The 12294-nt window shown below is 70.4% G+C and carries 2 protein-coding genes; both read right to left on the bottom strand.

Going from position 1 to position 12294, the window contains the following annotated elements; all coding sequences use genetic code 11:
- Window positions 1–77 precede the first annotated feature (77 nt).
- Window positions 78–6107: an AAA family ATPase gene (locus tag WME79_RS30710; RefSeq protein WP_437522065.1), complete on the bottom strand. Its 6030-nt coding sequence runs from the start codon at window positions 6105–6107 to the stop codon at window positions 78–80.
- Between the two features lie 181 nt (window positions 6108–6288).
- On the bottom strand, window positions 6289–12291 hold the full coding sequence (locus WME79_RS30705) for an AAA family ATPase (RefSeq protein ID WP_437522063.1): 6003 nt from the start codon (window positions 12289–12291) through the stop codon (window positions 6289–6291).
- Window positions 12292–12294: the final 3 nt, after the last annotated feature.

Genomic DNA, 12294 nt, shown 5'->3' with positions numbered 1-12294 from the left:
GCGGCATGCCCTCGCGCCGGCTCGCCTGCAGGGCGCGTGGACCGGCCGCTCCGGGAGCCACCCGGTGAACGTCTATTCTATGTCGATGAGAGGGAGGTGCCCTGGCCGTCTGTCTCCGCCTCAGCCGCATGAAAAGGGAGCTCGACGATGAACGTGGCGCCGGCGCCGGGCTTGCTCTCGACGCGGATGGTGCCGCCGTGGGAGGTGACGATCCACCGGACGATGTAGAGGCCGAGGCCGAGGCCTCCGAAGTTGCGGACGGAGACGGCGCGCTCGAAGCGCTCGAAGATCCTGGCCTGGTCGGTCTCCGCGATGCCCATGCCATGGTCGCGGACGACGAGCAGCGCGCGCTCGCCATCGGCGTGCACGATGACGTGAATGGGGCCTCCGGCGCCGTATTTGAGCGCGTTGGACAGGAGGTTGATGAGGACCTGCTCCATGCGAGAAGCATCCCAGTCCCCGATCACGGGCCCTTCCAGCTCGAGCTGGGTGCGGCAGCGGGCGTCGGCGAGCTGCTGGTGCATCCGCTCGACGACCTCGCGCGTCAGGGCCGCCAGATCGAGGGGCGCGCGGGCGAGGGTGAGCCGGCCGGCGTTCAGGCGGGTGACGTCGAGCAGCTCGTTGACCAGGTGGGTGAGGCGCGCGATCTGGCGATCGAGGACCTGGATCGTGGCGTCGATGCGCTCTGGAGCGACCTCGGCGCGCTGGAAGCGGGGCAGGAGTCGGGCGAGGAGGTGAGCCTGCATCTTGAGCGAGGTGAGCGGGGTCTTGAGCTCGTGGGATGCGACGAGGAGGAACTCGTCGCGGCGCTCGATCGCCTCCTGGGCCTCGGCAAACAGGCGGCTGTTGTCGAGGGCGAGCGCGGCGCGGCTCGCCAGCTCCTGGGCGAGCGACAGGTCGGCAGGGCCGTAGCGGCGCCGGGGGGCGGTCGCCAGCAGGGTCATGACGCCGAAGCGCCGGTCGCGCGCGAGGAGCGGGACGCGGAGGAAGGAGTGAACGCCGAGCCGCTCGAGGAGGGACGCCGCGCGGACGTCGCCCACCTCGGGGCGGCTCAGCGACGCCGCCGAGAGCGGCTGCAGCGCGTCGATCACCGCGCCTGCGAGCTCGGCCGGCACGCCCGCGGTGAGCGCGGTGGGCGTGCGCTCCGGCGCGCCGGGATCGAGGCGCACGTCGATGACGCACCGGTCGGCCAGCTCGGGCACGGCGAGCTGCGCGACGCTGTCGAGGGTGGCGCCGTAGCCGAGGGCCATGAGCTTGCGGCTCGCCTCGGCGAGGAAACGCTCGGCCAGCTCGGCGCGCTTGCGCTGGGTGATGTCGGTGGAGACGCCGCAGAGCACGCCGGACATCACGTCCTCACCGAGCGGGACCTTGACCGACAGGAAGGTGTGCAGCTCGTCCTCGCTCATCACGTCTTCCTCGAACTCGAGCGGCTCGCCCCCGTCGAACACCTTCTGGTCATGATCGCCGATGATCTTGGCGACCTCGGCAGGCAACAGCTCGGCGTTCGTCTTCCCGAGGATCTGCTCGGTCGTCATGCCCAGGATGCGGCAGACCTCGCGGTTGACGAGCAGGTGGCGGCCGTCGCGAGCCTTGAGGTAGATGGCCGCAGCGGAGTTGTCGACGATGGCCTGCAGCGTGGCCTGGCTCTCGCGGAGCCCGCGCTCCGCCCGGCGCCGCTCGGCGTTCTCCTGCTCGATATCGGCGTAGAGCATGGCGTTCTCGAGCGAGATGGCCGACTGCGAGGCGAGCAGCTCGAGCACGGTGAGCCGCCCTGGGGTGAACGCCCCGGCGACGAACCTGTTCTCCAGGTAGAGCAGGCCGAGCAGCCGCGCCTGGCGCACGATGGGAAGGCACAGCACCGACCTCGGCTTCTTCCGCGTGAAATACGCGTCCTCCAGGAAAGGATGCCTGGCCGAGGCGTCGTCGAGCAGCACGCGCTCGTGGCTGCGGCGAACGTAGTTGAGGATGGACTGCGGCAGGGCGGCGGCCGCCGCCTCGCGTGCGTCGAGCAGCCGCGCGGCGCCCCCGGACGCGGCGATCGCCGCCGCGGTCGACAGGCGATCTTCGCGGGCCAGGAGCACATAGCCTTCCTCGGCGCCCGCGTGCTCGATCACCGTGCGCAGGAGCATCTCGAGCAGGCGGGGGAGCTTGAGCTCACCGGAGATGCTCTGAGAGGCCTTGACGACGGAGAGGACGTCGAACTGCTCGGCGCGGACGGCGAAGGTGACGGTGGGGGCGATCGGCTTTCGCTCGACGAGGAAGGGATACCGCTGGTCGAGCTGCTCGACCTTGGCATGGGCGCCCCAGCGGAAGTAGGCGGCGCGCGCCTTCTGGAGGTGGGCGTCGGCGGCGGTGGCGAGGCCGCACGCGCGGTAAAACGCGGCGGCGAGCTCGCGGGCGATCGCCTCGTGCTGGACGAAGCCGCCCTCTCGCGCCGAGGAGATGGCCTGCTCGTAGAGCCGCATCGCCTGTGGTTCTTGCCCGCGGAGCCGGGCGATCTCTGCGCGGACCAGGGCGTGTTTGTGGAGGTAGTTGTCGGGGCCGTTCCTGGCCCACTCGCCGAGCTGCCGCTCGCAGTCGAGCAGCCCGTCCGGCAGCTCCCGCTCTGGCGACGGCGGCGCCTCGCGCGGGCTGTGCGCATCGTCGTCGTCGACGAGCGCCGCGAGCGCGAGCGCGTGATAATAGAAGCTCTCGGCAAACAGCGCGCAGGCGTCCATCTTCCAGTCGTAATTGACCACGTGGGTCGATGCCGCGAGCGCCGCGCCGGGAGAGCCGAGGACGAACAGCGCTTGCGCCCGCATGCTGTGGTAGGCGATGCGCGTGCTGATCCAGTCCCCCGCCAGGAGCCGAGCCTCGAAGCCCGCCTGATCCAGCTCGGAGCCATCCAGCATGGCGAAATGGGCCGGCCGCCCGCGCAGCGTCTGGATGAGGTGCCGGGCGCTGAGGAGGACGTTGAAGATGAACTCATAGCCCGCCTTGCGCACGAAGCCGAGGCGGTCGTCGGTCTGGCGGAGGACGTCCTCCAGCGGCTCGCCGAAGAGCAGCGGGTACAGCGCTGACCAGATGCAATTGTAACACGCGTTGTTCCAGTCGCCGCACTCCACTGCGGCGTTGAAGCCGAGGCGAGTATAGAAACCGGTCTCTCGGTAGTGGCGCGTCCAGAAGACGACCCCTTGCCCGAACAGCGCGAACACCGGGCCCTTCGTGGCGAGGGCGGGGCTCCTGTCCGCCAGGTCGCAGCCGAGCTTGCCGAACAGGTACGCCTCCTTGTATTTCCCGAACCTCGGGCCGAAGACCCTCGCAAAGGCGGCGTACGCGTGGGCGGAGCTCTCGGCGTTGCCGTGGCGCAGGCTGAGCTTCACCATGCGCACGAGGAGCAGATAATGCAGGTTCTGGTCCACGAAGAAGGAAGGGACGGTCATTCCGATCAGGACGCGCATCGCGACCTTGAGCTCCGGGTGTGTCATCTGGGGCAGGTGGATCAGGCTCTCGATCGCCCGGTCGCCCAGGGCCTGCCAGACGCTCTCGCTCTCTTCTTCGACCTGCGCGTCGGTGATGGGGAGTGACAGCTCGATGTCCCAGGCGCGGAGGCACGAGAGCCCGAGCTCCACGGCGCGGGCGCATTGCCCGCGGGTCGCGTACAAGGCAATGGCGAGCTCGACGACGGCGGCCCGCTCGAGCTTGGTCCTCGCGCGCTCCAGGAGCTCTCCGAGCAGCTGCTCGGCTTGCTCGAAGCCGCCGGTGGCGTAGGCGCAGTGCGCGTGTTCCAGCGTCAGGTCGTAGGCCAGCTCGTAGCGCGCCTCCCAGCGGTCCGGCGCGAGCAGGGAGAGGCCGGCGGCGAAGAGGGCGGTGGCGGACTGGTAGGCCGCGGCGGCCTTGGCCTTCCTGCCTGCGCGGAGGTTCAGCGCGGCGAGGTCGTCCCGCTCCACCTGGGAACGCAGGAGCACGGCGCCGCGGTTCAGGTGGCCGACGATGTCGAAGAGCGCCTCCTCGCGCTCTTCTGGGCTCCGCCCCTTCAAGAGGAGCTGGCCGATGCGGAGGTGCACCTCGGCGAGCTGTCCCGCCGGGATGAGCGAATACGCGGCCTGCTGCACCCGGTCATGAAGAAATCGATAGGAGCTTCCTCGACAGAGGAGCAACCCCTCCCGCGCGGCCTCCTCGAGCGGCTCGCGGAGCGCTTCTGCCGGCCGGTTCGCGACCACCGCGAGGGCGTCGAGGGACAAGCCGCCGCCGAGGCAGGCGGCGAGCTTGAGCGCGTCCTGCGCCGGGCTGGAGAGCCGCTTGAGCTTGCCCACCATCAGCTCGACGACGTTGTCGGTGAACCTCTTGTCGCGGATGGCGGCGATGTCCCAGCGCCATACGCGCTGCTCGGGGTCGAAGGTGATGAGACGTTCCTGGTGCAGCTCGAAGAGGAACTGGAGGACGAAGAACGGGTTGCCGCCGGTCTTCTCGTAGACGAGCTGCGAGAGCGGCTCGACCTCCTCGGTTCGGGCGTGGACCGCCCCGGCGACGAGCGCCCCGACGTGGGCGGCGGAGAGCGGCGCGAGGACGATGTCGGTGAGGAGGGCGCCGCGCTTCTGCGCATCGGACAGCGTGAGCCGGAGCGGGTGCGCGGGGCCGACCTCGTTGTCGCGGTAGGCGCCGATCAGCAGGAGATGCGGTGTCCCGGTGGAGGTGACGAGCTGCTCGAGCAGCTGGAGGCTCGCGGCGTCGGCCCACTGGAGATCATCGAGGAACAGCACCATGGGGTGCTCCCTGCAGGCGCACGCCGCGACGAAGCGCAGGAGCGTCGCATGGAAGCGGTGCCGAGCCTCGGCGACCGGGAGCTCGGGCACGGGCGGCTGCGGGCCGAGGAGCGGCTCGAGCTCGGGGAGCACGTCGGCGAGCAGGCTGCCGTTTGGGCCGAGGGCCTCGAGGAGGCGCTCTCGCCAGCGCTCGAGCGCCTCCTCGCTCACGCACAGGATCTCCTGCACGAGCCCCCGGAACGCCTGGAGGAAGGCGTGGTAGGGGACATCGCGCTTCAGCTGCTCGAACTTGCCGGAGAGGAAGGAGCCGCGCTCGCGCACCGCCGGCCCGTGCAGCTCGGCGACGAGCGAGGACTTGCCGATGCCCGAGTAGCCCGACACGAGCACGAGCTCTGGCCGGCCATTCGCGACCACGCGCTCGAACGCGGCGAGCAAGGTCTCGACCTCACGCTCGCGGCCGTGGAGCCGCTGCGGGATCTGGAACCGGTCGGAGACGTCGTGCTGGCCGAGCGGGAAGGGCTCGATGGCGCCGGTCGCTCGCAGCTGAGAAAAGCACGTGTCGAGGTCGTGGCGCAGGCCGAGCGCGCTCTGGTAGCGCTCCTCGGCGGCCTTGGAGAGCAGCTTGAGCACGACCGCCGACAGGAGCGGGGGAATCGAGGGGACGAGCGCGTGGGGCAGGGGCGGCTTCTGAGCGATGTGGGAATGCACCCACTCGACGGGATCGCTGGCCTGGAAGGGCAAGGTGCCAGTCAGCATCTCGTAGAAGGTGACACCGAGGGAGTAGAGGTCGGTCCGCTCGTCGATCGAGCGGTTCATCCGGCCTGTCTGCTCCGGCGCCATGTACGCCAGCGTGCCCTCGATGAGCCCGTCGTGGCTGAGATCGTGGCTATCGCGGGGCGAGAGGCAAGCGATGCCAAGGTCGGTGATCTTCACCTCCCCGGTGTCGGGGTTGCAGAGCAGGTTCTGGGGCTTGATGTCCCTGTGGATGACGTGGTGTCGATGCAGCTCGGCGAGCGCGCCGGCGAGGCGGAGAGCGAGGGGGAAGAAGCGCTCGAGCGGCATGGGCCCGTCGCCATCGAGCAGCTGGTCGAGCGAGCGGCCGCCGAAGTCCTCCAGGACCAGCGCGACCTGATCGCCGAACGCCTCGATAGCGCGGGCCTTGACCACGGCCGCCGTGTCGAGCGCGCTGGCGAGCTCGTGCTCGTGGTGCAGCCGGCCAAGGGCGCGGGGGCTTGCGTGGTCGCGCCGCAGGACCTTGAGGACCACCGGTCGGCCGTCCTCCGCGCGCCGGGCTCGGTAGAGGATCGTCTCTGCACCCTGGTGCAGGACCTCCACCACGAGGTAACGCGGACTTTCTGGCATAGGAGAGCGTCGGCAGCCGGAGCGGCCTCCGAGGCGTCGGCGTCTGGCCTGATGGTGCCAAAAGCGCGGTGCTGCGCCACGGGAAATGGCGGCATGCCCTCGCGCCGGCTCGCCTGCAGGGCGCGTGGACCGGCCGCTCCGGGAGCCACCGGCTGAAGATCTATTCTATTCTATTTCTATTCTATGTCGATGAGAGGGAGGTGCCCTGGCCGTCTGTCTCCGCCTCAGCCGCATGCAAAGGGAGCTCGACGATGAACGTGGCGCCGGCGCCCGGCGTGCTCTCGACGCGGATGGTGCCGCCGTGGGAGGTGACGATCCATCGAACGATATAGAGGCCGAGGCCGAGTCCTCCGAAGTTGCGGACGGAGACGGCGCGCTCGAAGCGCTCGAAGATCCTGGCCTGATCGGCCTCCGCGATGCCGATGCCGTGATCGCGGACGACGAGCAGCGCGCGGTCAGCCAGGCCGCGCACGACGACGTGAATGGGGGCTCCTGCGCCGTACTTGAGCGCGTTGGACAGGAGGTTGATGAGGACCTGCTCCATGCGAGAAGCATCCCAGTCCCCGATCACGGGCCCTTCCAGCTCGAGCTGGGTGCGGCAGCGGGCGTCGGTGATCTGCTGGTGCATGCGCTCGACGACCTCGCGCGTCAGGGCCGCCAGGTCGAGGGGCGCGCGCGCGAGGGTGAGCCGGCCGGCGTTCAGGCGGGTGACGTCGAGCAGCTCGTTGACCAGGTGGGCGAGCCGCGCGATCTGGCGATCGAGGACCTGGATGGCGGCGTCGATGCGCTCCGGAGCGACCTCGGCGCGCTGGAAGCGGGGCAGGAGGCGGGCGAGGAGGTGGGCCTGCATCTTGAGCGAGGTGAGCGGGGTCTTGAGCTCGTGGGATGCGACGAGGAGGAACTCGTCGCGGCGCTCGATCGCCTCCTGGGCCTCGGTGAACAGGCGGCTGTTGTCGAGGGTGAGCGCGGCGCGGCCCGCCAGCTCCTGGGCGAGCCAGAGGTCGGCGGGGCCGTAGCGGCGCCGTGGCGCGGTCGCCAGCAGGGTCATGACGCCGAAGCACCGGTCGCGCGCGAGGAGCGGAGCCCGGAGCAAGGAGTGGACGCCGAGCGACTCCAGGAGGGGCGCGGCGCGGACGTCACCCACCTCGGGGCGTTGCAGCGACGCCGCCGAGAGCGGCTGCAGCGCGTCGATCACCGCCCCTGCGAGCTCGGCAGGCACTCCTGCGGTGGCCGTGCGCTCCGGCGCGTCCGGATCGAGGCGCACGTCGATGACGCACTGGTCGGCCAGCTCGGGCACGGCGAGCTGCGCGACGCTCTCGAGGGTGGCGCCGTAGCCGAGGGCCATGAGCTTGCGGCTCGCGTCGGCAAGGAAACGCTCGGCCAGCTCGGCGCGCTTGCGCTGGGTGATGTCGGTGGAGACGCCGCAGATCACGCCGGGCATCACGTCTTCGCCGAGCGGGAACTTGACCGACAGGTAGGTGTGCGGCCCATCCTCCATGATCAACTCTTCCTCGAACTCGAGCGGCTCGCCCCTGTCGAGCACCTGCCGGTCGTGCGCGTCGAGCGCCTCGGCGCGCGCGGAAGGCAGCAGCTCGGCGCTGGTCTTTCCGATGATCTGATCGAGCGGCCTGCCGAGGGCGCGGCTCACCTCGCGGTTGGCGAGCAGGTGGCGGCCGTCGCGATCCTTGAGGAAGATGGCCGCGGCGGAGTTGTCGATGATGGCCTGCAGCGTGGCCTGGCTCTCGCGGAGCCCGCGCTCCGCCCGGCGCCGCTCGGCGTTCTCCTGCTCGATATCGGCGTAGAGCATGGCGTTCTCGAGCGAGATGGCCGATTGCGAGGCGAGCAGCTCGAGCACGGTGAGCCGCCCTGGGGTGAACGCCCCGGCCACGAGCCGGTTCTCCAGGTAGAGCACGCCGAGCAGCCGCGCCTGGCGCACGATGGGCAGGCACAGCACCGACCTCGGCTTCTTCCGCGTGAAATACTCCTCTTCGAGGAACGGATGCCGTCCGGCGGCGTCGTCGAGCAGCACGCGCTCGTGGCTGCGGCGAACGTAGTTGAGGATGGACTGCGGCAGGGCGGCGGCCGCCGCCTCGCCGGCGTCGAGCAGCCGCGCGGCGCCCCCGGACGCGGCGATCGCCGCCGCGGTCGACAGGCGATCTTCGCGGGCCAGGAGCACATAGCCTTCCTCGGCGCCGGCGTGCTCGATCACCGTGCGCAGGAGCATCTCGAGCAGGCGCGGGAGCTTGAGCTCACCGGAGATGCTCTGAGAGGCCTTGACGACGGAGAGGACGTCGAACTGCTCGGCGCGGACGGCGAAGGTGACGGTGGGTGCGATCGGCTTTCGCTCGACGAGGAAGGGATACCGCTGGTCGAGCTGATCGACCTTGGCGTGGGCGCCCCAGCGGAAGTAGGCGGCGCGCGCCTTCTGGAGGTGGGCGTCGGCGGCGGTGGCGAGGCCGCGCGCGCGGTAAAACGCGGCGGCGAGCTCGCAGGCGATCGCCTCGTGCTGGACGAAGCCGCCCTCCCGCGCCGCCGACGCGGCCTGCTCGTAGAGCCGGGTCGCCTCCGGTTCCTGCCCGCGGAGCCGGGCGATCTCTGCGCGGACCAGGGCATGCTTGTGGAGGTAGTTGTCAGGGCCGCTCCTGGCCCACTCGCCGAGCTGCCGCTCGCAGTCGAGCAGCCCCTCCGGCAGCTCCCGCTCTGGCGACGCCGGCGCGTCGGGGGCATCGTCACAGCCGGCCGCGAGCGCGAGCGCGTGATAATAGAAGTCTTCGGCCACGAGCGCGTGCGGTTCGCACCTCCAGGGCCTGTCGACGATCACCCGGCGCGTCGCCTGGCACGCCTCCCCGGGGGAGCCGAGCAAGAACAGCTCCTGGGCCTTCAGGCTGCAGTAAAAGCTGAGAATGCCGCCCATGTCCCCGGGAGGCAGCCGCGCCTCGAACGCGCTCGGATCCAGCTCGGATCCATCCATCATCGGGAGCCGGGCCGGCCTGCCTCGCAGCGCCTGGACCAGCGCGAAGGCGCCCAGGAGGATGTTGTAGACGAACTCGTATCCGGTCTTGCGCACGAAGCGGAGGCGCTCCTCGATCTCGCGGAGGACGTCCTCCAGCGGCTCGCCAGCGAGCAGCGGGAACAGCGGGGCCCAGATGCAGAGGAAACACGCGTCGTTCAGGTTGCCGGTCTCGACCGCGGCGTTGAAGCCGGCGCGCGTGTACGGATACGTCTCTCGGTAGTGGCGCTTCCAGAAGATGATCTGATTGCCGAACAAGGAAAAGACCATGGCCTTCATGGCGAGGACGTTGTCCCTCTCCACGAGGTCGTGGCCGAGCTTGCCGAACAGATATCCCTCCTGGTATCGCCCGTATTTCGGGCCGACCGCCTTCGCGAAGGCCGCATACGCGTGAGGCGAGCTCGCGGCGTTGCCGTGCTGCAGGCTGACCTTCACCATGCGCGCGACGACGAGGTAGTTCAGGTCCGGGTGCACGAAGTACGCGGGGACAGACACGCTCGCGAGGACGCTCATCGCGATCTTGCACTTCGGGTGCGTCATGGGAGGCAGGTGGATCAGGCTCTCGATCGCCCGGTCGCCCAGGGCCTGCCAGACGCCCTCGGTCTCCTCCGCGAGCCGCGCTTCGGTGAGCGGGATCGACAGGTCAACGTCGCAGGAGCGGAGGAACGAGAGCCCGATCTCCACCGCGCGGGCGGACTGCCCGCGGGTCACGCTCAGGGCGATGGCGAGCTCGACGGCCGCGGCTCGCTCGGCCTCGGTCCTCGCGTGGTCCGTCAGCGCTTGCAGCAGCCGCTCGGCCTCCTCGAAGCCGCCGGTGATGTACGCGGCGTTCGCGCGCTCGAAGGTCAGATCGTAGGCCAGCTCGTGCCGCGCCTCCCAGCAGCCCGGCGCGAGCAGGGAGAGGCCCGCGGCGAAGTGGGCGGCGGCAGACTGGAAGGCCGCGGCGGCCTTGGCCTTCCTGCCGGCGCGGAGGTTCAGCGTGGCGAGCTGGTCCCGCTCCGCCTGGGAACGGATGAGCGCGGCGCCGCGGTTCAGGTGCCCCACGACGTCGAAGAGCGCCTCCTCGCGCTCGTCCGCGCGCTGATCCTTCAGGAGCAGCCGGCCGATGCAGAGGTGCACCTCGGCGAGCTGTCCGGCGGGGATGAGCGCGTGGGCGGCCTGCTGCACCCGATCGTGGAGGAACCGGTAGGTGGCGCCCCGGCGGAGCAGCAGCCCCTCGCGCACGGCCTCGGCGAGCGCCTCGCCGAGCTCGGCTGCAGGGCGGCTCGCGACCAGGGCGAGGGTGTCGAGGTCCAGGCTGGCGCCGAGGCACGCGGCGAGCTTGAGCGCGTCCTGCGTCGGGACGGGGAGCCGCTTCAGCTTGCCCACCATCAGGTCGACGACGTTGTCGGTGAAGCCCTTGTCGCGGATGGCGGCGATGTCCCATCGAAAGGCGCCCGCCTCCGCGTCGAAGGCGATGAGGCCTTCCTGGTGCAGCTCGATGAGGAACTGGATCGCGAAGAAGGGGTTGCCGCCGGTCTTCTCGTGGACGAGCTGCGCGAGCGGCTCGGCGCGCTCGGCCGCGGCGTGGACCGCCCCCGCGACGAGCGCCCCGACGTCGGAGGCGGAGAGCGGCGCGAGGACGAGGTCGCTGAAGGTCGCGCCGCGCTTCCGCGCGTCGGCCAGCATGAGCGGCAGCGGGTGCGCCGGGCCGACCTCGTTGTCCCGGTAAGCGCCGATGAGCAGGAGGTGCTCGGTCTCGGTGTAGGTGATGAGCTGCTCGAGCAGCTGGAGGCTGCCGGCGTCGGCCCACTGGAGGTCATCGAGGAAGAGCACCATGGGGTGCTCCTTCTGGACGCACGCCGCCACGAAGCGCTGGAGCGCCGCGTGAAACCGGTGCCGGGCCTCGACGCCCGGGAGCTCCGGCACGGGCGGCTGCGGGCCGAGGAGCAGCGCGAGCTCGGGGAGCACGCCGGTGAGCAGCGCGCCGGTCGCGCCGACGGCCTCCCGGAGGCGCTGCCGCCAGCGATCGAGGTCCTCCTCGCTCACGGACAGGATCTCCCGCAAGAGCGCCCGGAACGCCTGGAGGAAGGCGTGGTAAGGGATGTCGCGCCTCAGCTGCTCGAACTTGCCGGAGAGGAAGAAGCCCCGCTCGCGCACCACCGGCCCGCGCAGCTCGGCGACGAGCGACGACTTGCCGACACCCGAGTAGCCCGACACGAGCACGAGCTCGGGGCGGCCGCTCGCGACCACGCGCTCGAACGCGGCGAGCAGGGCCTTGAGCTCGCGCTCGCGGCCGTAGAGCCGCTGCGGGATCTGGAACCGATCGGAGAGATCGTGCTCCCCGAGCGGGAAGGGCGGAATCGCCCCGCTCGCTTGCCACCTGGCGAAGCACTCGTCGAGGTCGCGCTGCAGGCCGAGCGCGCTCTGGTAGCGATCCTCGGCGGACTTGGAGAGCAGCTTGAGGACGACCGCCGACAGCTGCGGGGGAATCGAGGGGACGAGCGCGTGGGGTGGGGATGGGTGCAGGGCGACGTGGCAATACACCCATTCCACGGGATCGCTCGCCTGGAAGGGCAAGGCGCCGGTCAGCAGCTCGTAGAAGGTGACGCCGAGGGAGTACAGGTCGGTCCGCTCATCGGTGGAGCGGTTCATCCGGCCCGTCTGCTCGGGCGCCATGTACGCCAGCGTCCCCGCGATGAGCCCGTCGTGGGAGACGTCCTGGCATTCGCGGGCCGAGAGGCAGGCGATGCCGAGGTCGGTGATCTTCACCTCCCCGGTGTCGGGGTTGTAGATCAGGTTCTGGGGCTTGATGTCCCTGTGGATGACGTGGTGTCGATGCAGCTCGGCGAGCGCGCCGGAGAGGCGGAGGGCGAGGGGAAAGAAGCGCTCGAGCGGCGTCGGCCCCTGGATGAGCCGGTCGAGCGCGCGGCCGCCGAAGTCCTCGAGGACCAGCGTCATCTGGTCCCGGAACGCCTCGATCCCGTGGGCCTTGACCACGGCGGTCGTGTCGAGCGCCCTGGCGACGTCGTGCTCGTGGCGCAGCCGCCCGAGGGCGCGCGGGCTCGCGTGGTCGCGCCGCAGGACCTTGAGCACCACCGGCCGGCCGTCCTCCTCGCGCCGGGCTCGGTAGAGGATCGTCTCGGGCCCGTCGTGCAGGACCTCGATCACGAGGTAGCGTGGACTATCGGCCATAGG

Source organism: Sorangium sp. So ce726 (assembly GCF_051521405.1).
GTDB lineage: Bacteria > Myxococcota_A > Polyangia > Polyangiales > Polyangiaceae > Sorangium.
Note: the sequence above shows the minus strand (reverse complement) of the source record. Positions and strands in the feature narration are given on the sequence as shown.

Excerpts from the sequence above, each read along its gene's own strand:
- WME79_RS30705 (WP_437522063.1), bottom strand. The coding sequence starts at position 12,291 with ATGGCCGATAGTCCACGCTACCTCGTGATCGAGGTCCTGCACGACGGG.
- WME79_RS30710 (WP_437522065.1), bottom strand. The coding sequence starts at position 6,107 with ATGCCAGAAAGTCCGCGTTACCTCGTGGTGGAGGTCCTGCACCAGGGT.